Genomic DNA, 19,302 nt, shown 5'->3' on the forward strand with positions numbered 1-19,302 from the left:
CTAGCAGCGGGCCGCCAGGGCCAGGGTGCGGCGGGCGCCGGCGACGACGGCGGGGTCCACGAACCTGCCGTCCGCCAGGGCCAGCGCGCCCGCCTCGGTCTCGGCCGCGCCCACCACCTCCCTGGCCGCCGCGATCTCGGCGGCGGTGGGCAGGAACGCCCGCTCGATGACGGGCAGTTGACGTGGATGCAGGGCGGTGCGGCCGAGGAAGCCCAGCGCGCGCCCGGCCGCGCAGGAGGCGGCGAGTCCGGTGAGATCGCGCACGTCCGGATAGACCGACTGGGCCGGCGGCGGCAGTCCCGCGGCCCGGGCCGCGACCACCGCCCGGCCCCGCGCCCAGGCCAGTCCCTCGTCGGCCGCGACGCCGAGGTCCGCCCGCAGATCGGCCTCGCCGAGGGCGAGTCCGGCCACCGCCGGATGCCCCCCGGCCACGGCGAACGCCGCCTCCAGGCCCAACGCGCTCTCCAACAGGGGATACAGCGGCGGCACGGGGCGCCCCTCGGCCCACTCGGCGACCAGGGCGAGTTGGCGCGCCGACTCGACCTTGGGCAGCCGCAGACCGGCGAGCCCGGGCAGCCCGACCAGCCGCCGCACCTCGGCCTCCGCCCTGGGCCCGCCCGGCGCGTTCGTCCGCACCTGCACCGGGACGGGGAGCGGCGTGCCGAGCAACTCCTCGGTGGCGTCCAGCGCATAGCGTTTGCGCTCCGGGGCGACCGCGTCCTCCAGGTCCACGATCACCACATCGGCCCCGGAACGCAGTGCCTTGGCGACGACTTCCGGACGGTCACCAGGCACATAGAGCCAGGTGAGGCTCAGCTGCTCAACGGGAGGCGCCCCGCTCGGGGTGTGCGTGCTCATAGCGTGCCCGCCGTTCGGAGGCGGGCGATCTCCTCGGCCGACAGGCCCAGTTCGCCCAGCACCGCTTCGGTGTCCGCGCCATGCGGCCGGCCGGCCCAGCGGATGGCGCCCGGCGTCCCGGAGAGCCGGAAGAGCACGTTCTGCATCCGCAGCGGGCCCAACTCCTCGTCCTGGACCTCGGTGACGCTGTCCAGCGCCCGGTACTGGGGGTCGTCCAGCACGTCCCGCACATCGTGGATCGGCGCGATCGCCGCCTCGGCCGCCTCGAAGGCGGCGAGCACGGCGGCCTTGTCATGGCGGGCGATCCAGGCGCCGACCGCCTCGTCCAGCGTGTCGGCGTGCGCGGCGCGGCCGGCGCCCGAGGTGAACCACGGCTCGTCGACCAGCTCGGGGCGGCCCACGAGCCGCATCACCCGCTCGGCGATGGACTGGGCCGAGGTGGAGACGGCGACCCACTGCCCGTCCGAGGTGCGGTAGGTGTTGCGGGGCGCGTTGTTGGTGGACCGGTTGCCGGTACGCGGCTGCACATAGCCCAGCTGGTCGTACCAGAGCGGCTGCGGGCCGAGCACCGTCAGCATCGGTTCGATGATCGCCAGATCCACCACCTGGCCGACGCCGGTGGTGGCGCGGCCCGCGAGCGCGGTCATCACCGCGTAGGCGGTGGAGAGCGCGGCGATGGAGTCGGCCAGGCCGAACGGTGGGAGCGTGGGCGGCCCTTCCGGCTCGCCGGTGACGGCGGCGAAGCCGCTCATCGCCTCGGCCAGGGTGCCGAACCCGGGGCGCCTGGCATAGGGGCCGAACTGGCCGAAGCCCGTGACCCTGGCCAGCACCAACCTGGGGTTGGCCGCGTGGAGTTGATCCCAGCCCAGGCCCCACTTCTCCAGTGTGCCGGGGCGGAAGTTCTCGATCACCACGTCCGCGTCCGCCGCCAGCCGGAGCAGCAGCGCCCGGCCCTCCTCGGTGGACAGGTCGAGCGTCATGGTGCGCTTGTTGCGGCCCAGCAGCTTCCACCAGAGGCCGACGCCGTTCTTGCTGGGGCCGTGGCCCCGCGACGGGTCGGGGCGGCGTGGGTGCTCGACCTTGATCACCTCGGCGCCGAAGTCCCCCAGCAGGGTGGCGGCGAGGGGGCCGGCGAAGAGGGTGGCCAGATCCAGCACCCGAAGACCGGCCAGCGGCCCCCGGGGCCGGTCGGAGGTCTCGTCGGTGTTGGGTGAGTCGGCGTCGGGCGCGGTGTGGTTCACGGTGCTTCCCTGGGGTGGGGGGCGGTGCGGTGCAGGGCGTCGATCTCGGCCCGGTGCGGCATCGACGAGGCGGCGCCCCGGCGGCTGACGGAGAGGGCGGCGGCGCCGGCGGCCCACGCCATGGCGCGCGGCATCGGCCAGCCCTCGCCCACGGCGACGGCCAGCGCGCCGACAAAGGTGTCGCCCGCCGCCGTGCTGTCCACGGCCCGCACGGCGACGGCGGGTACGCTCACCGGCTCGGCGTTCCGCGCGGCATAGAGGCTGCCCGCCGCGCCCAGCGTGATCACCACCTCGGGAACGACGTCCAGAAACGCGCGCGCCGCGGCCAGCGGCTCATGGTGGCCGGTCAGCGCGGCGGCCTCGTGTTCGTTGGGCACCAACAGATCGGTGAGGGAGAGGAGTTCGTCCGGCAGCGGGCAGGCGGGCGCGGGCGTGAGCACGGTGCGCGCGCCGTGCGCGCGGGCGGCGCGCGCCCCGGCCAGCACCGCCTCCAGGGGGAGTTCGAGCTGCATCAGCAGGGTGTCGGCATCGGCGATCCGCTGCTCGTCGCCCTCGCCGAGGCCGGTCACGGTGCCATTGGCGCCCGGCACCACCACGATGGAGTTGCCGCCCTCGTCGTCCACCACGATATGGGCGATGCCACTGGGCCCCGGCTCGGTGCGCAACCCCACGGTGTCCACGCGCGCCTCGTTGAGCGTGGCCCGCAGCCGGGGCCCGAACTCGTCGTCGCCCACGGCGCCGATCATGGTGACGGAGCCGCCGGCGCGGGCGGCGGCGATCGCCTGGTTGGCGCCCTTCCCCCCGGGCACGGTGCGGAACTCGCGGCCCGACACCGTCTCCCCCCGGCGTGGCGCGGCGGCCACATAGGCCACCAGATCCATATTGGTCGAGCCCAGCACGGCGACGGCGGTGGCACGGTCTTCGGTCACGGGGTTACCTCCGGGTTCACGCGGAAACCTCCCGGGTCAGGGCGGCCAGGGCGTCGAAGCCGATGCCGTCGAAACCCGTGATGGAGCTGGCCAGTCGGTTGCGCAGCGGCGCCGTCCAGCGGCTGGGCAGCGCCTCGGGGGCGCCGGCCAGCGCGCCAGCGACGGAGCCGGCGGTCGCGCCGTTGGAGTCGGTGTCCAGGCCCCCGGCCACGGCCCGGCAGATGGACGCGGTGAAATCCCCGTCCGCATGGGTGAGCGCGGCGGCCAACAGCGCGGCGTTGGGCAGCACATGCACCCAGTGGTGACCTTCGAACCGCGCGTGCAGCAGATCGACCACGGTGTCGAAGTCGCCGTGCGCGCGGGCCGTCTCGATACCCAGCGTCACGGCGGCGGCGTAACGGGAGCCCGGCGGCACGACGTTGAGCCCGGCCGCCAGACAGCGGTGCACGTCGCTCGCGCCGCCGACCGCCTCCGAGACCACGGCCGCGACAAACATCGCCCCGTAGACGCCGTTCGCGGTGTGCGTCAACACGGCGTCCCGGTGGGCGAGTTCGGCGGCGGTCGCCGGATCGCCCGGATGGGTCCAGCCGAACACATCGGCGCGGATCTGCGCGCCGATCCACTCCCGGAACGGGTTGCGGTACGTCGCCGTCGCCGGCGGCTCCACGCCCGCCAACAGGTTGCGGTAGGCGACACGTTCGGCGGTGAACGTACGTCCGGCCGGCACCTCGTCCAACCACAGCCCGGCGACATCGGCGGTGTCGAACGCGTCCCCGTGCCGGCGCAGCAACAGCAGCCCCAGCAGCGGGTAGTTGAGGTCGTCGTCCTCGGGGGCGCCGTCGATGGTCTCGGCCAGCGAGGTGGGCGCCGAGCGCCGGTTCCACGGGTAGGCGGCGGCCAGCTCGGACGGCACGCCCCTCGCGGTGAACCAGTCGTCCAGCGGCCAGTTCCCCGTGGCCCTGGCCAGCGCCCTGATGCCGGTCAGCGGCAGCTTCTCCACGGGCTTGCCCAGCACACAGCCGGCCGCCCGGCCCAGCCAGGCCGCCGTCAGCCTCCGCACCCCCGCCGGCGCCGAGAGCACCGGCCGCGCCGGCCAGTCGGGGCAGGCCGCCCGGATGGCGGCCAGCTCCGTCGGCTCCCGCCGCGCAGAGGGCAGCTCAAGCGCCGCCAACGCGTCGAGCGACTCCTCGGCCAGCCGGCGCAGCGCGGGCGACGCCGGCGTCGCCGAGGCGCCGGCCCGTTCCGGGGCCGGCGACCCGCCGGCCGCCAGCCACCGGTCGGCGATCGCGCCCGCGTCCCGGCCGTCCTGCGCGGCCTGGGCCAGCTCATGACCCACCAGATCCTCCGGCTGCACCCAGGTCAGCCGCAGCGGACGCCGCCCCTGGCCCGTCACGGCGCCTCCGTCAGGGCGGCGAACCCGGCCTCGTGCGCGCGGCGGCGCGCCACGTCCCGGGCGAACACCTCGCGGGTCACCTCGGTGAGCGCCACGGCCGGCGCCCGCAGATCGAGCCGGCTGGCCCGGCCGACCTCGGCGCTCCACTCCTCGGGCACCGCCCGCTCGCCGCGCAGCGCGCCGACGATGGCGCCGCTCATCGTGGCGATCGAGTCGCAGTCCCGGCCGTAGTTGACCGAACCCAGCACCGTCTCCCGGAAGTCGCCGCCGCCGACCAGCAACATGCCCAGGGCGACGGGCAGTTCCTCGATGGCATGCAGCCGGGACGGCCGCCGGGCGCCCAGCGACGGCTTGCGGTAGTCCGGGCCGACGGTGTCGAACGGGGCGACGGCCGCCCGCAGCGGCGCCAGCGCCGCCTCGAAGTCCCGGTAGTCGGCGGCCACTTCGCAGACCGCCTCGATCGCGGCCCGGGTGCCGTCCTTGGCCAGCGCGAGGGCCGCCTCCACCACCGACTCGGGCGTCGCGTCCGGCCGCAGCGCGGCGGCGACGGAGGCGGCGAACACCCCGGCCGCCTCCCGCCCATAGCTCGACTGGTGGGCGCCGGCCACATCGAGCGCCTCCGCGTAGGCGGCCTCCGGATGCGCCGCGTTGACCACCCCGACCGGCGCCATGTACATCGCCGCGCCGCAGTTGACGATGTTCCCGACGCCCGCCTCGCGCGGATCGACATGGCCGTAGTGCAGCCGGGCCACCATCCACTTCTCGGCCAGGAAGATCCGCTGCAACGGCAGGGCCTCCGCCTCCAGTTCGGGAATCCAGCGCGGCGTGGTGATCAGATCGGGCACCAGATGGTCGGCCACCGCGTAGGCGTCGAGATGGTCCCGCACCCGCTCGTAGACCCGGACCAGCGCATGGGTCATCAGGGTGTCGTCGGTGACATGCCCATCGCCCTTGTGGTACGGCGCGATCGGCCGGGCGGTGCGCCAGTCGTCCTTGTGGAACGGCTCGACGATGCCCCGGACGCGGCCACCGTGCCGTTCCACGATCGCCTCGGGCGTCCAGCCCTCCACGGGGCCGCCGAGCGCGTCGCCCACGGCCGCGCCCACCAGGACGCCGGCCGTGCGCTCCGCCAACGACGGCCGGGAGGTGACGAGTTGGGTCTGGCTCATGCTCTGGCTCACGTGCGGACTCCTTCGGGTGAGGTGGAGTGGGGGGAAGCCTGCGGAAGGGACGGTGGGGCGTGGATCAGCTCAAGCTGGTCGGCGATCTCCACCAGATCGACTCCGGCGAGTTGGGGCAGGGCGCAGCCGGCCAGCGTGCGGCAGGCGTCGCGCCAGCTGGTGGGCAGCGCGTCCGCGCCGCCCACCACGCCGGTGAGCGCCCCGGCGAGCGCCGGCGCCGAATCGGCCACCCGGGACAGACACGCCGCGCTCGGCACCGCCTCGGTGACGGCGCCGGCGGCGGCCGTGGCCACCGCCAACGCCACCGGCACCGTCTCGGCCGCCGCGATGCCATAGCTGTAGACGTGGTCGACGATCTCGTGCTCCAGCACCGGGACCAGCGCGAACGCGTTCCCCGGCAGGCCGGGCCTGGCCGCTGCCGCCGCCTGTCCCAACTCCACGGCGCGCAGCGCGTTGCGCCTGATCTCGGTGTCCTCCGGCAGCTGACGCAGGGCCGCCGCCACACAGAGGTCCATCGAATCGCCGCCCAGCGCGGTGGCAACGGCCGCCGCTATGGCGCGGGCGCCGTGCACCCCGTCGTCGTCCTGTGTGTAGCGGGCGTCGAACTCGGCCAGGTCGGCGGCGGCCTCCGGGGCTCCCGGGTGCACCACGGCCAACACGGCGGCCCGCACGCAGGCGGCGTCGTCGAAGTAGTGCGGATTGTCGTGTCCGGTCGCCGGGGGCCGCAGCCCGGCCGCCAGGTTCCCGAGACCGGCGCGCACCGAGATCCGGGCGCGCAGCGGGATATGCGCCGACTCGATCTCGGGCGCCCGGCTGGCCGCCGCCGCCACCTCGTCCGCCAGCGTGTTCCACGCCAACGCCAGGGCGGAGCGCACCCGTTGGTCCGCCGGCAGATCACTGCCGCCCGACCCCGTCGCGGACAGCACCGACCTGGCGGTGAACGCCGCCCACTCGGCGTCGTCCGAGGGGCCGAGGCGCAGCGGGTCGGGCGGCTGGTTGAGGGCGATCGGCACGGGCAGCGTGGTCGTCGCGTTCTGCTCGGCGAAGGTGTCCAACTCCCTGGTCAGCCGGCGGGTCCAGTCCGGCAGCCGCGTCGCCCGATGCCGCCCCGAGGGCCACCCGGCGGCATCGCCGGCGGCGATGCCCAGCAGCAACCCCTCCACTCGCGCACCGCTCATCGCACGGCTCCCGTCCGGCCGCTTCCCACGGGCGCCTCGCTCCCCGCACGCCACCGCCCTGGGGCCGCCGCCCCACCGCCCGAGGGGCCGGCGCCCGCAGCCGGGGCGTTGTCGCCCCAGCCGGCCCCGGGAGGGGCGCCGCCCGGCAGGTACCGACCTCGACTGCCTTCCCGGCCGTCGACCGGCCCGGCGCCGCGCGTCGGCCTTGCCGGCCGGGCGCCGCCGACCGAGGCCGCGCCGCCCGCGCCGCCCTTGTCGTCGGCCGGGGCTGTGTCGGCCGTGCCGGTGCGCTCGTCGGTGGTGTCGGTGCTTTTCGCCGGGGGGTGGGTGGCTACTGGGCCCGGGTGTGGCTCGGTGCCGCCGGCCGAGGCCGCGCCCGTGCTCTCCCGGCCGGTGGTCGGTCTTGCGCCGCTCGCCGGGGCGTGCCCCGCCCCGGTGGCCGGCGGCGTCCGCGCCTCCGCCGGCGCTGGTTCGGTCGTGGTTCCGGGCCCTCGCCCCGCCGCTGGCGTCATCCTGCCGGGCATCGCCCCCGCCTCGGCGGCGGATCCGGCTCCCGCCGGCGGCGCAGCCGCACCCGCCGGGGGCGTCCTCGGGGTCAGCAGGTCGGCTACTTCGAGGACGTGGCGGCCGGCCATGGAGGGGAGGCAGCTGCCCCGGACGGGGCCGATGGCGGCCGACCAGTCGGTGGGGATCGCGGCCACGCCGCGCAACGCGCCGGCCAGCGCGCCGGCGACCGCCGCCGTGGTGTCCGCGTCGCGGCCCATGTTGACGGCGGTGCCGACCGCCGCGCGGAACTCGCCGCGCGCGGCGGCGAACGCGCCGAACGCCAGGCCGACGGCCTCGGGCGCGAGGTCCGTCCAGGGATAGCCGCCGATCACGGTGGCCGAGCGGACCGCGCGTTCCACCGACAGCTGGGTGGCCGCCGGATCGTGCCGGGCGCGCCGCGCCGCCGACACCGCGCGGTGCAGCGATCTGGCCGTCCAGGAGTCCTCGGGGACCACCGAGAGGGCGGCCTGGACCACCACGTCCGGCTCGTGGCCGACCATCGCCGCGGCCACCCCGGCGGCCACGGCGCGCCCGCCGTAGATGCCCTCGCCGTCGTGCGAGACGGTGCCGTCGATGGCGACCAGGCGGGCCGCCTCGGCCGGTCGGCCGGCCGCGAAGACGCCGAACGGCGCGGCGCGCATGGCCAGTCCGTCGCTCCAGGCGTGCCGGTGCTGCGCCGAGATCGGCGCTGCCAGGCCACGGCGGAGGTTCTCCAGGGTGCCGCGCTCGCTGAATCCCGCGCCCCGGAACGGGCCCTCGTCCCGGTCGGCGATCCACTCGTGCCAGGCGGACTCGACCTGGGCGACGGTCAGCGCCGAGCCGTGCCGGGCGAGCAGCAGCCCGGAGAAGATGGCGTACTCGGTGTCGTCGGTGCCGGCCGGGTCGTCCCGGACGAAGCCGTCGATGCGGCCCCAACGCTCCCTGATCTGGGAGGGGGTGAGGTTCTCGGCCGGCGCGCCCAGCGCGTCGCCGACGGCCAGGCCGAGCATCGCGCCCCTGGCGCGGTCGCGCGGCACGATCGGTTGCCCTGGCGTCGCCGGCGACGACCGACGCGGTGCGGGAACGGGATCGATGCTGACACTCATGGTGTTCGTGCTCATTTCTGGGTTGTGCGGGGGCCGCGCGACGACGGCGCGGGCGAGGCGCTAACGCTGGTAGCGGTCGAGGATCCGGTTGCCGTCGTCGGTGAGCTTGTCCCGAAGCGTGTCCAGACCGATGGCCCCGCTGTAGTACTCCTGTAGCGCGGGGGTGGCGATCTTGTCCTTCCATTCCGGATAGCCGCGCACCCCGAGCACCGGGGAGGGGCGCAGCTCGCTCGCTATTCGGGTCCCGGTGCGCCAGCCGTACTCCTCGGTGTCCAACGCCGGGTCGGCGAGGGCCTGTTGGCTGGTCGGGAGCATCCAGTCGCCCTGCGCGAGGGCCACCTGGTGTTCGGGCTGGGCGAGGAAGGCGATGAAGTCGGCGGCGGCCCGCTGGTGGTCGCTGTCCTCGGCGACGGAGAGGGTCTGCGGCGCGACGCCCTGGGCCAGGCCGTGTCGGGGCCCGCCGCTCGGCATCGGGAGCACCGTCCAGTCGAAGCCGTCGGGCGCCTGTTGGGCGACCTGCTGCCGGAAGGAGAAGTTGAGCGGCAGCATCGCGTAGCGGCCGGCGAAGAACCCCGGCAGGGTGTCCGAGCCGGTCATGCCCAGGCTGCCGCGCGCGGCGGTGCCGTCCTCGTGCACCTGACGGTGGATCAGCTCGGCGACGGCCGAGTCGGCCGGGTCGTAGCGGACCTCGTTCTTGCCGTCCCGCCGGGTGAAGACCTCGCCGCCGGTGGACAGCGACAGGTTGACGGTCTGGGTGACCGGTTCCCTCATCGACCAGGCCACGCCGTAGGTGTCGGTGTCGCCGTCCCCGTCGGCGTCCTCGGTGAGCGCGGCGCCCGCGGCCTCGAACTCGGGCCAGCTCCACGGCTCTTCGGGCGTCGGCAGGCGGACCCCGGCGCGTTCCAGCAGGGTGGTGTTGGCGACCAGCACCCGGGGCTCCTGGAGGAACGGCACCCCGTAGATCCCGCCCTCGTAGGTGGTGGTGGACCAGGCCGCCTCTGGGACGTCGGCCAGCAGCGCGTCGGGCAGTAGCGGCGAAAGGTCGGCCAGGAAGCCGCCGTTGGCGAAGTCCGTCAGGTCGGACGCGTCGTTGTGGATGACGTCCGGCGCCTCGCCGCCCTCGAACGAGGTGAGCAGATGGTCGTGGATGTTGTCCCAGGAGCCCTGGACGTAGCGGACCTGGACATCGGGATTGGCCGCGTTCCACTGTTCGACGAGGGCCTCGTTGGCCGCCACCGACTCCGCCTGCCAGGCCAGGCTCAGGAACTCCAACGTGACCCGGCCGTCGTCGTCCGGTGAGCCGCCGCCGCAGCCGGCGGCCCCCAGCAGGGCCAACGTCCATGCGCCGGCGATGAGTCGGGCACGCGTCAGGCGCCTCATCCCTTCACCGCCCCGGCGAGCATCCCGCTGACCAGCCGCCGTTGGAGCAGCGCGAAGAACAGCAGGCTGGGCAGCGTGGCCAGCAGCGCGGCGGCGGCCAGCGGGCCCAGGTCGGCGACGCCCTCGGCGCCGATGAAGTGGGTCAGGATCACGGACATCGTCTGCTTCTCCGGAGACTTGAGCAGGACCAGGGCGAAGAAGAACTCGTTCCAGGCGGTGACGAAGGAGAACATCAGCGTGGCGACCAGGCCAGGCGTCAGCAGCGGCAGCACCACGCTGGTCAACGTCCGCAGCCGGCTGGCGCCGTCCACCGCGGCGGCCTCCTCCAGGGATATCGGCACCGCCCGCACATAGCCCCGCAGCATCCACAGCGCGAACGGCAGGTTCCACACCACGTAGACGATGACAAGACCCGGGAGCTGGTTGATCAGATGGAGGTTCCGCAGCACCAGGAAGAGCGGGATGATCACCAGCACGAACGGGAACATCTGGCTGACCAGGATCCACACCGTGCCGGCCCGGCTGATCCGGGAGCGGTGGCGGACCATCACATAGGCGGCCGGCACCGCGATGGCCACCGCGATCACCGCCGCGCTGGTCGCCACCACCAGACTGTTGAGGGCGGACCTGAGCAGCGGCTGGGCGTCGAAGGCGGCCCGGAAGTTCGCAAGGCTCGGGTCCCTCGGGATCCAGCTCGGGTCGATGGAGCCCAGCTCCTGCGGCGACTTGAGCGAGGTGGAGAGCAGCCACAGCAGCGGGAAGCCGAGGAAGACCAGATAGCACAGCAGCGCCAGATACTGCCCGGCGCGGCCGGCGCCCCTGGCGAGCCTGCGGCGCGCCGGCGGCCTCGTGGCGGGGGGCCCGGTGACGGGCGGCGCCGGGTCGGTGCGGCTCATCGCGCGTCCTCCTTGAGCTTGCGGCGCAGGAACAGCACCAGCAGCACCGCGATCAGGGCGATCATCGCCAGCCCCATCGCCGCCGCGTAGCCGTACTGGCCGTACTTGAACGCCTCCTCGTAGGCGAAGAGCGACGGCAGCCGCGTCCGGCCGCCGGGACCGCCCTGGGTCAGCACGTAGATCAGGCCGAACGAGTTGAAGTTCCAGATGAAGTTGAGCGCGGTGATCGCCAGCACCACGGGACGGATCGCCGGCCAGGTGACGGTGGTGAACCGGCGCCAGGCCCCGGCGCCGTCCAGCGCCGCCGCCTCCCGCAGTTCGAGGGGCACGTTCTGCAGGCCGGCCAGCAGCACCACCGTGGTCTGCGGCATGCCCGCCCAGACGCCGACCACGATCACGGCTGGCAGCGCCAGCGTCATCGAGGAGAGCCAGTCCACCTGGCCGTCGATCAGGCCGAGTTGGGCGAGCGTCTTGTTCAGGATGCCGGCGTCCTGGTGGTAGACCAGCCGCCACATGACGCCGACCACCACCTCGGGCATCGCCCAGGGGACCAGCGCCAACGTCCTGGCCAGCCAGCGGAACCTGAGGTTCTGGTCCAGCAGCAGCGCGAGACCCAGGGCGAGGAGGAACTGGAGGGTGGTGACGCAGAGCGCCCACACCAGGCCGATCCGGAAGGACTCCCAGAACAGCGAGTCGTGCCTGAGGTCCGTGAAGTTGAGCAGGCCCACGAACTGGGTGGGCGAGGTGCGGCCCGCCTGGGCGTCGGTGAAGGCGAGGGAGACCGCATAGACCAGCGGGCCAACGCTCAGCAGCAGGATGGGTATCAGGGCGGGAAGCAGCAGAAACCAGGCACCCCTGTCCAGGCCCAGCGCACGTTTGCGCTGCCTGGGCGTTCTGGGCGGCGGGGTGCCGCGGCTGCCCGGGACGGCCTTGGCCCGGGGCTTGAGCAGACTCATCGAATCCTCATGGTGTCGGGGTCGGCCGCCGCACCGTGGAGGCGCGGACGACGAGGCGGGGCAGGGCGGTCGTGGTGCGGGGCGCTTCGGGCGGGGCGGCCTCGGTGGCGGTCCCGGCCTCGCCGTCGGCGGGTGGCGCCGATCGGTCGGGGGAGCGGTCGGCGAGCCGTCGCAGTAGCAACTCGGCGGCGCGCCGGCCGCGTTCGGAGGAGCCGAGGTCCACGCTGGTCAGCGGTGGCCAGCCGGCACGCGCCAACTGGCTGTCGTCCATCCCGGCCACCGCCAGGTCCTCGGGTATGCGCAGCCCACGGGCGAGCAGCGCGTGCGCCGCGCCCAGCGCGAGCTGGTCGTTGGCGCAGAAGATCGCGTCGGGCCGGGCGGGCAGCAGCCGTCCGGCGGCCTCGGCGCCGGCGTCGATGCCGAAGTCGGTGTGGACGACCAGCGCCTCCTCGTAGGGCAGGCCGCACTCGGCGAGGGCGCTCCGGAACCCGAGGTCGCGGTTGTGTCCTGGCACGGTGTCGGCCGGGCCGTTCACAAAGGCGATCCGGCGGCGCCCGGTGGCGTGCAGATGGCGGACCGCGAGGGCGGCGCCGGCCACCGAATCGGCCCGCACGCTGTCCACCGGCACGCCGGGCGGCAGCGAGCCGATCACCACCACGGGGCCCGCCGCCTCGCGCAGCGCGGCGATATGCGCGTCGGTGATCCGGATCGGGCAGAGGATCAGCCCGTCGCTGGTGCGGTCGGCGAGGCTGCGCAGCACGGCCAGCTCGTCCTCCGCCACCGCGTCCGTCGAGTGCAGCAGCAGCCGGTACCCGGCGGCCTTGGTCACCTCCTGGATGGCCCGGACCATCGCCACATAGACGGGGTTGCCGATGTCGGGCATGGCAAAGGTGAGTTGGCGGGTCCTGCCGTCCTTGAGGGAACGCGCGACCGCGTTGGGCACATAGCCGAGATCGGCGGCGGCGCGCCGGACCCGCTCGGTGGTGTCCCGGCGCGCGCCCTGCCCGTTGAGCACCCGGGACACGGAGGCGATGGAGACGCCGGCGCGTTCGGCGATCGACACGATGGTCGGCTTTCCGCCGTTGGACATGCCCTTGTCTCCTTCTCCCGTTGTCTCAGCTCCGCGGGCCGCCTGTTCCGGTGTGGGGTGGAATGGCGGGGTTCCGGTAAACGTTTCCAGCTGCTGGAATCGTTTACAGATGCTGCGGGTTGAGACCGCGTGCGTCAAGAGGCCGCCCGTTCCTGGCGCGCGGTCGTGCCAACTATGGGTGGTTTACCCGGATATGTGGCAAGCAGGCGTCACGCACACCAATGCGCCGGCGTGCGCTGCTTGGTATGCGCCGGCGTGCGGACGTTTGACGGCGTGGCGGCCCGCTTCGGACCGCCGCCCGGCGGCCCGTTAATCGCGGGTGATGCGCCCGCCGGTCCCCTAAGCTCTTCCCTCATGTCCGACCCGACCACTCAGCGCCCGGCCGCCGCCGATGCCGAACTGCCGCGCATACAGGGCTTCTTGGCCGACTTCGCCCGCCGGCAGGCCCAGCACGCCACCCCGCTGCCCGGTGGATTCGCCGTGCGCGACGACGCGTTGCCGCACTCGCGTGCCGACAACCAGATCTTCGTCGACCAGCCGGTCGTGGACGCCGGGGCGCTGCCCACACTGGCCGACGAGGCGCTCGCCGGGCTTCCGCACCGCCTGATCACCGTGCTGCACGACCAGGCCGGCCAGGCCGTCGCGCCGACGCTGGTCGCGGCCGGCTATGAGCACTCCGTGTATCTGCTGATGCTGCACACCGGACCGGTACCGAAGCCCGGCAGCACCGCGCGTGAAGCCGAGGAAGTGGACCTCGACGCACTGCGCGGGCCGATCGCCCGCCGCTGGCGGGGGTTTCTGCCGGACGCCGAGGACGAGGTGATCCGTCAGCTGGTGGACCGCAGGCTCGCGCGTCGACGCGGCGCCGAAGCCGTGCACTTCATCGCGTCCCGGGACGAGGACGGCGAGGCCGCCTGCTGGGCCGATCTCTACGCCGACCCGGCCACCGGGGTCGCGCAGATCGAGGACGTGCTCACCGACGAGGCGCGGCTGCGGCGCGGCCACGGGAACGCGGTGCTGGCCGAGGCGCTGCGCCGGGCCGAGGGCGCGGGGTGCGCCACCCGCTTCCTGATCGCGGACGCCGACGACTGGCCGCGCCACTGGTACGAGCGGCTCGGCTTCACCACCATCGCGCACGCCCACTCCTTCGAACGGGGCTGAGCCCACGTCCCGCCCCCGACGGCCGAGGCCGTCGGGGGCGGCGGGAGGTCAGTGCGACGTGGGGCTCAACTCGTCCTCGCGCGGCTCCGGTTGGTGGCCGGCGGCCGGCACGGCGGGGGCCTCGCCTATCGGCCGCAGACCGCGCAGCGCGCGGACGGCCACCGCCGAGAGGAAGAGGACCGTACCGGCGGCGACCAGGGTGGTGATCCCGGCTCCGTTGCTGAACGCTTCCCGCGCGGTGCTCAGGAAGTCGTCCCCGACGCCGCTCGGCAGCGTCTCGACGACCCCGACCGCCCCGGGGAGGCTGTCTTCGGCGAGCGTGGCGGCCTCCTGCGGCAGGCCGTCCGGGCTGGCACCGGACATGTCGGAGCGGTAGACGGCGGCGCCGACGCTGCCCAGCACCGCGATGCCCAGCGCCATGCCCAGTTCGGTGGAGGTCTCGGAGAGCGAGGACGCGGCCCCGGCCTTCTCCGGCGGCGCCGAGCCCAGCACCAGATCGGTGCCGAGCACCATCGCGGGCGACAGGCCGACCGACGCGATCAGCAGGCCCGTCACGCCCAGACCCAGCGAGCTGGCGTCCCAGGACATCACCAGATAGCCGCTCGCGGAGAGCGCGAGTCCGGCCGCCACCACCCGGCCCGGTGGGATCCGGCGGGCCAGCATCGGCGCCAGCACCGAGCCGACGACCATGCCGGCCGTCATGGGCAACATCCACAGCCCGGCCCGCAGCGAGGACATGCCCTGCACCATCTGGAGGCCCTGGATGAAGAAGAGCATCACGCCGCCGGAGGTGAAGGCGGCGCCCAGCAGCAGGGCCAGGGCGGCGCTGAAGGAGCCGTTGCGGAAGAGCTTGATGTCCATCAGCGGCGCCGGCAGGGAACGCTGCCGCCGCACGAAGAGCAGCCCCATCAGCGAGCCGAACATCAACGAGGCGAGCGGCAGCGGTTCGAGGCCGTCCTTGGCGAGCTCCTTGATGCCGTAGATCAGCGGGATCATCGCGGCCAGGGACTGACCGACGCTGATCGGGTCCAGCTTGCCCGGCTTGTCGTCGCGGTACTCGGGCAGCAGCAGCGGCGCGGCGATCAGCAGCACCACCATCACCGGGACACCCAGCAGGAACACCGAGCCCCACCAGAACGCCTCCAGCATCACCCCGCCCAGCACCGGCCCCACGGCCGCGCCGGCGGAGAAGCAGATGATCCACACGCCGATCGCCACCGACCGCTGCTTCACGTCCTTGAACATGTTGCTGATCAGGGCCAGCGTGCTGGGCATCAGCGTCGCTCCCGCGATGCCGAGCAGCGCGCGGGTGATGATCAGCATCAGCGGCGAGTTGGCGTAGGCGGCCACCACCGAGGCGGCACCGAACGCGGTCGCGCCGATCATCAGCAGCTTCCGCCGCCCGATCCGGTCGCCCAGGGTGCCCATCGTCACCAGAAAGCCGGCGATCATAAAGCCGTACACATCGAGGATCCACAGCAGCTCGCTGCTGGTCGCCCCGAGGTCGGCGCTCAGATGTGGTGCCGCCAGATGCAACACGCTGATGTCCAACGCCAACAGCAGCGTCGGCAGTGCCAGCACCCCCAGCCCCACCCACTCGCGAGTCCCGGCCCGCTCCGTGGCCTCCGCGACACTCATCGCACGGTCCTTCCCCTGAAAAAGTCGGTCACCCACCGGGCGCCAGAACCGACCTGGCGGCGCGCAGATCCGGTCTAGCATCGCTGCTGGGCCCGCCTATTCCCCAGCGGTTTTCCTCGTCGGCGGCCCCTCCGGGGACGGCGGCACGCGCGGAAAACCCGGGCGCCGCGACCGGGGGCGCGGCTACCGTGGTCGGTCATGGGGACACGGGTGGTGGGGGACGGCGCTCGTTGGGTGGCATCCGGGCCCGGGGGGCCGCTGGGGGAGCTGGCCCGGGTGCGACGCCCTGACGGGCACACGTTCCTGCTGCCCAGGGGGGTGGGCGAGGAGGCGTGGGGGCCGCTGCTCGACGCCGCGATCGGCGGATTCCGGGGCACCGAGCTGTTCGTCGAGATCGACGGGGCCGACGAGGGCGCCGGGCCCCGGGCGCTCGCGGAGCGGGGGTTCGTGGTCCACCGGTGTGACCACCATTACACCGTGCCCACCGCCGAAGCGGGCCGGCCGGCGCCGGCCGGGGTCGGGGTGGTGGACGCCGCCGCGGCGGATCCGGAGCGGCTGCGGCTGCTGGACGAGGAGCTGCGGCGCGATGTTCCGGGGGTGGGGGAGTGGCGCAACGATCCGGAGCGGTTCGCCGCCGAGCTGCGCGCCGACCCCGAGTTCGATCCGGCCACCTTCCTGCTGGCCGTCGACCTCGGCACCGGCGCCTATCTGGGCCTGGTCCGGGTGTGGATCAGGGCAGCGGGGCCGCCCAGGCTCGGCCTGGTCGGCGTGCGGCGGGCCGCGCGCCGACGCGGCCTCGCGGGCGTGCTGCTGAGCCGGGTCCTCGCCGTGCTGCACCGGCGCGGCGTGGCGGCCGTGACCGCGGAGGTGGACGAGGGGAACGTCGGGTCCAACCGGCTGCTGCGGTCGTTCGGGGCCCGACGCACGGGCGGCGGCGTGGAGTTGGTGCGCCGGGCGGGCACCGCCGACGGGTCAGCGCACGGTGCCCCCGCCGGCCTCGATCAGGTCGAGTAAGGCCGCCGCGTCCCGCGCGACCCGCTGGGGCCGGCCCGGGCGGAGCAGCCCGCCGGCCTTGTCGCCCCAGCCGGGGGAGACGTGGTAGCGGGTGCCGTGCAGCCGCAGCCGGACCGTTCGGCCGCCGGTGAAGCGGACCCGCACGGCGCTGACCTCCGCCACGGGGGCCCGTCCGATCAGCCGACCGTTGCTGCCGAGCAGGGTCAACGTGCCGTCGGCGACGGTCACCTGGCCGTGTTGGGCGACCGGCCGCACGCCCTTGCCGATCTGCACCTCGTCGAACTTCCTGGCGTCGTCCTGGTGGTGTTCCTCTCGCGTGGCCATGGTGGGGACGCTCCCTCGTGGATCGTCGGCGGGCCGCTCACGGCCCCGGAGGGAACGGGTACCCGGTGTGGCGCCGCGTAAGACGGCGCGCCACCGGGCGTTACGGCTACTCGTCGACCGCCAGGTGCCGTTGGGCGAGGAACCGGAGGTAGACGTCGTGGTCCAGTGGGTCGCCGTCCCGGCGGGCGCGGGTCGGGGGCGCGTTCCGCACCGGTCGGTCGCCGCCCGGGCGCGCCCCGTGTGCGGCCTCGCCCCTGGTCAGCCCGGGGAGGGCGGTGGTGATCCGGGGCACGAGGCGGCTCGGCACCTCCACGGTGAGCGCCCAGACGTCGCCGGCCTCGGCCGAGTCGAGGATCCGGCCGGCGTGGCCGGTGAGCAGCCCGGTGACGGCGCTCAACGTGTCCGGGGGGATCTCGATCTCCAGGGTGAGACAGGGCTCGAAGACCGTGGTGCCCGCCGCCTGGAGGGCGCGCAGCAGCACGATCGGGGTGAGCCCCCGGAAGTCGGCCGCCGTGCTGGCCGGTGCGTGCTGGCCGGCGAGGAAGAGCGTCACCGCGCAGTCGGTGACCTCCCAGCCGGCCAGCCCCTGCCGCAGGGTGCGGAGGACGGACTCCTCGATGGCGCGGTGGAACGCGGCGGGCATCACCCCCCGTTCGGCGCGGTGGTGGAAGCGCACCCCGCTGCCGGGCGCGGTGGGCTCGACGCGCAGTCCGACGGTCGCCCAGAAGTCGTTGTGGGCACGGGAGTTCAGCTCCTGGGCGGCCTCGCCGACGCCGTTGGGGCGTTCGAAGTAGACCGGGGTGACCGGCTCGAAGACGGCCCGCAGACCGAAGTCCCTGGCCAGCCGCTCCGCGATCACCTCGCGCTGCACGGCGCCGTAGAGCAGCACCGAGGTGCTGCCGTCGGCGTCGCTCCGCGTTCTGATCAGCGGATCCTCGTCGGCCAGCGCGGTGAGCGCGGCATGGAGCGCCGTCTTCCGTTCGGGGTCGGCCGGCCGGACCACCGTCTCCAGGCTGGGCGGCGCGAAGTGCGTGCCGGTCGACTCGCGTGGCGGGCGGCCGAGCCGGTCCCCGATCCGCACCCGGGGCAGCCCGTAGAGCCGGGCGATCCCTCCGGCGCGCAGCCGCCGCCCGGCCGGGGCGCCGGCCTCGCCCTCGGCCCCGACCACCTCGACCCGGCTGATCCGGCCGGTGAACTCACCGACGCCGCCGTCCGGTTCGCGCCGGTGGAAGGTGACCAGGCGACGCGCGGCCAACTGACCGTCGAAGAGCCGCAGATAGGCCGCCTTCTCGCCGGCCCCGGTGCGTTCGATGGCGAAGACGGTGCCGCTGGGCGCGGCGTGGGGGTCGGCGGCCGGCGGTCGGAGCAGGGTGCGCAGCGCCTCGACGAGTTGGGCGCTGCCCGCGCCGGTGAGCGCCGAGCCGCAGAGCACCGGATGCACCAGACCCGCCGCGGTCTGCTCGACCAGCGCCCTGCCCAACGCCCGGGCGGACGGCGGCCGTTCGTCGACCAACTGGCCGAGCAGCGCCTCGTCCTGCTCGGCCAGCACAGCGGCGACCTCGGCACGGACCTCCGGCGCGTCCAGCGGGCGCGGCAGCGCGCCGGCCCCGGGGGTGCCGGGGTCGGTCACGGTGGTCAGCGGGACGAGGTGCGGGGCGAGCCTGGCCCTGACCTCGCCCAGCAGCGACTCGGGGCGCGCCCCCGGGCGGTCGATCTTGTTGAGGAACAGCAGGGTGGGCAGGCCGAGCCGGCGGAGCGAGCGCATCAGCACCCGGGTCTGGGCCTGGACGCCCTCCACGGCGGAGAGCACCAGCACGGCGGCGTCCAGCACGGAGAGGGCGCGCTCGACCTCGGCGATGAAGTCGGGATGCCCCGGGGTGTCCACGAGGTTGACCTGGAGGTCGCCGGTGGTGAACGTCGCGACGGCGGAGCGGATGGTGATGCCACGCTCGCGTTCCAACGCACCGGTGTCGGTGCGGGTGCTGCCGGCATCGACGCTGCCCAGCTCGGGGATGGCGCCGTTGTCGAAGAGCAGGCGTTCGGTGAGGCTGGTCTTACCAGCGTCGATATGGGCCAGTACGCCGATGTTCAGGGTGCTCGGGAGGGAATTTCGGGAGGAGTTGGGCTGGGGATGCGAAGGCAAAACGGTCCTCGGGCGTCAGGAGGTGAACAGGGGGTGTCTCGACCGCTCCGAGGTGACGCCGCATCCCGTTCTTCCCTTCGTCGCACCGGTGAAGCTCGAAGCCGGTGTTCTCCGCCTGGTCGTTCCGTTTCGTCGGGCAGGGGCCCGCCGGGCAGGTTACCCGGACCCGTGGGGAACGCCAGCGAATAACGCTCCGCTGGTCCGGCGCGGTGCCCGCCTTGGCGGTCTGTCTAATCCTGGATAAAGTGTCTTGGACGGCGCCGGGCCAGGCCCGGCGGGGGAGCCGGCG

The 19,302-nt window shown here is 74.2% G+C and carries 15 protein-coding genes and 1 pseudogene; 2 read left to right on the forward strand and 14 right to left on the reverse strand.

Annotation, left to right across the window (positions count from 1 at the left end):
- From K4G22_RS26630 to K4G22_RS26680, 11 genes and pseudogenes are all read right to left on the reverse strand, one after another.
- Positions 1–858, reverse strand: a complete 858-nt coding sequence (locus tag K4G22_RS26630) for an HpcH/HpaI aldolase/citrate lyase family protein (RefSeq protein ID WP_228082992.1) — start codon at positions 856–858, stop codon at positions 1–3.
- Entirely contained in the window at positions 855–2,030 is a 1,176-nt protein-coding gene (locus K4G22_RS26635) for a CaiB/BaiF CoA transferase family protein (protein ID WP_228084240.1), read from the reverse strand. Before K4G22_RS26635 ends, K4G22_RS26630 begins: the two co-directional genes overlap by 4 nt.
- A 65-nt stretch (positions 2,031–2,095) precedes the next feature.
- On the reverse strand, positions 2,096–2,980 hold the full coding sequence (locus K4G22_RS26640) for a ribokinase (RefSeq protein WP_265590276.1): 885 nt from the start codon (positions 2,978–2,980) through the stop codon (positions 2,096–2,098).
- Between the two features lie 64 nt (positions 2,981–3,044).
- Positions 3,045–4,421 carry an ADP-ribosylglycohydrolase family protein gene (locus K4G22_RS26645; protein ID WP_228082994.1) on the reverse strand — a complete coding sequence of 459 codons (1,377 nt, stop codon included), beginning with the start codon at positions 4,419–4,421 and terminating at the stop codon, positions 3,045–3,047.
- A complete protein-coding gene (locus tag K4G22_RS26650) occupies positions 4,418–5,590 on the reverse strand; it encodes an ADP-ribosylglycohydrolase family protein (protein WP_228084241.1) in 1,173 nt (390 codons plus the stop codon). Before K4G22_RS26650 ends, K4G22_RS26645 begins: the two co-directional genes overlap by 4 nt.
- Positions 5,591–5,598: 8 nt before the next feature.
- Complete coding sequence (locus K4G22_RS26655) at positions 5,599–6,780, reverse strand: ADP-ribosylglycohydrolase family protein (protein WP_228082995.1); 1,182 nt, start codon at positions 6,778–6,780, stop codon at positions 5,599–5,601.
- A gap of 590 nt (positions 6,781–7,370) precedes the next feature.
- Positions 7,371–8,411: pseudogene (locus K4G22_RS32055) on the reverse strand (ADP-ribosylglycohydrolase family protein); the annotation flags it as partial.
- 60 nt (positions 8,412–8,471) lie between these two features.
- Positions 8,472–9,791, reverse strand: a complete 1,320-nt coding sequence (locus tag K4G22_RS26665; RefSeq protein ID WP_228082997.1) for an ABC transporter substrate-binding protein — start codon at positions 9,789–9,791, stop codon at positions 8,472–8,474.
- The gene (locus K4G22_RS26670) at positions 9,788–10,687 is read right to left on the reverse strand and encodes a carbohydrate ABC transporter permease (RefSeq protein WP_228082998.1); all 900 of its coding nucleotides are present in this window, start codon (positions 10,685–10,687) and stop codon (positions 9,788–9,790) included. The genes K4G22_RS26665 and K4G22_RS26670 overlap by 4 nt, the downstream gene beginning before the upstream one ends.
- Positions 10,684–11,643 carry a carbohydrate ABC transporter permease gene (locus tag K4G22_RS26675; RefSeq protein ID WP_228082999.1) on the reverse strand — a complete coding sequence of 320 codons (960 nt, stop codon included), beginning with the start codon at positions 11,641–11,643 and terminating at the stop codon, positions 10,684–10,686. The genes K4G22_RS26670 and K4G22_RS26675 overlap by 4 nt, the downstream gene beginning before the upstream one ends.
- Positions 11,644–11,650: 7 nt before the next feature.
- A complete protein-coding gene (locus K4G22_RS26680) occupies positions 11,651–12,733 on the reverse strand; it encodes a LacI family DNA-binding transcriptional regulator (protein ID WP_228083000.1) in 1,083 nt (360 codons plus the stop codon).
- A 354-nt stretch (positions 12,734–13,087) separates the two neighbouring features.
- On the opposite strand from K4G22_RS26680, the gene K4G22_RS26685 reads away from it, so the two are divergent.
- Positions 13,088–13,894 (forward strand): GNAT family N-acetyltransferase, encoded by an 807-nt coding sequence (locus tag K4G22_RS26685; RefSeq protein WP_228083001.1) that lies wholly within the window; start codon positions 13,088–13,090, stop codon positions 13,892–13,894.
- A 48-nt stretch (positions 13,895–13,942) separates the two neighbouring features.
- Here K4G22_RS26685 and K4G22_RS26690 read toward each other — a convergent pair whose 3' ends face one another.
- Positions 13,943–15,532, reverse strand: a complete 1,590-nt coding sequence (locus K4G22_RS26690) for an MFS transporter (RefSeq protein ID WP_228083002.1) — start codon at positions 15,530–15,532, stop codon at positions 13,943–13,945.
- Positions 15,533–15,730: 198 nt separating this feature from the next.
- On the opposite strand from K4G22_RS26690, the gene K4G22_RS26695 reads away from it, so the two are divergent.
- Positions 15,731–16,546: a GNAT family N-acetyltransferase gene (locus tag K4G22_RS26695; RefSeq protein ID WP_228083003.1), complete on the forward strand. Its 816-nt coding sequence runs from the start codon at positions 15,731–15,733 to the stop codon at positions 16,544–16,546.
- Here K4G22_RS26695 and K4G22_RS26700 read toward each other — a convergent pair.
- Both K4G22_RS26700 and K4G22_RS26705 read right to left on the reverse strand, forming a co-directional pair.
- On the reverse strand, positions 16,505–16,870 hold the full coding sequence (locus tag K4G22_RS26700) for a hypothetical protein (RefSeq protein ID WP_228083004.1): 366 nt from the start codon (positions 16,868–16,870) through the stop codon (positions 16,505–16,507). The two genes, K4G22_RS26695 and K4G22_RS26700, sit on opposite strands and share 42 nt — an antisense overlap.
- 106 nt (positions 16,871–16,976) lie before the next feature.
- A complete protein-coding gene (locus tag K4G22_RS26705; RefSeq protein WP_228083005.1) occupies positions 16,977–19,013 on the reverse strand; it encodes an elongation factor G in 2,037 nt (678 codons plus the stop codon).
- Between the last annotated feature and the right edge of the window lie 289 nt (positions 19,014–19,302).

It is taken from the genome of Streptomyces profundus (assembly GCF_020740535.1).
Taxonomy (GTDB): domain Bacteria; phylum Actinomycetota; class Actinomycetes; order Streptomycetales; family Streptomycetaceae; genus Streptomyces; species Streptomyces profundus.

What these genes read in the sequence shown, in the direction of transcription:
- K4G22_RS26630 (WP_228082992.1), bottom strand. Translation starts at nt 858, where the DNA reads ATGAGCACGCACACCCCGAGCGGGGCGCCTCCCGTTGAGCAGCTGAGC.
- K4G22_RS26640 (WP_265590276.1), bottom strand. Translation starts at nt 2,980, where the DNA reads ATGGATCTGGTGGCCTATGTGGCCGCCGCGCCACGCCGGGGGGAGACG.
- K4G22_RS26650 (WP_228084241.1), bottom strand. Translation starts at nt 5,590, where the DNA reads ATGAGCCAGACCCAACTCGTCACCTCCCGGCCGTCGTTGGCGGAGCGC.
- K4G22_RS26655 (WP_228082995.1), bottom strand. Translation starts at nt 6,780, where the DNA reads ATGAGCGGTGCGCGAGTGGAGGGGTTGCTGCTGGGCATCGCCGCCGGC.
- K4G22_RS26665 (WP_228082997.1), bottom strand. Translation starts at nt 9,791, where the DNA reads ATGAGGCGCCTGACGCGTGCCCGACTCATCGCCGGCGCATGGACGTTG.
- K4G22_RS26670 (WP_228082998.1), bottom strand. Translation starts at nt 10,687, where the DNA reads ATGAGCCGCACCGACCCGGCGCCGCCCGTCACCGGGCCCCCCGCCACG.
- K4G22_RS26675 (WP_228082999.1), bottom strand. Translation starts at nt 11,643, where the DNA reads ATGAGTCTGCTCAAGCCCCGGGCCAAGGCCGTCCCGGGCAGCCGCGGC.
- K4G22_RS26680 (WP_228083000.1), bottom strand. Translation starts at nt 12,733, where the DNA reads ATGTCCAACGGCGGAAAGCCGACCATCGTGTCGATCGCCGAACGCGCC.
- K4G22_RS26685 (WP_228083001.1), top strand. Translation starts at nt 13,088, where the DNA reads ATGTCCGACCCGACCACTCAGCGCCCGGCCGCCGCCGATGCCGAACTG.
- K4G22_RS26690 (WP_228083002.1), bottom strand. Translation starts at nt 15,532, where the DNA reads ATGAGTGTCGCGGAGGCCACGGAGCGGGCCGGGACTCGCGAGTGGGTG.
- K4G22_RS26695 (WP_228083003.1), top strand. Translation starts at nt 15,731, where the DNA reads ATGGGGACACGGGTGGTGGGGGACGGCGCTCGTTGGGTGGCATCCGGG.
- K4G22_RS26700 (WP_228083004.1), bottom strand. Translation starts at nt 16,870, where the DNA reads ATGGCCACGCGAGAGGAACACCACCAGGACGACGCCAGGAAGTTCGAC.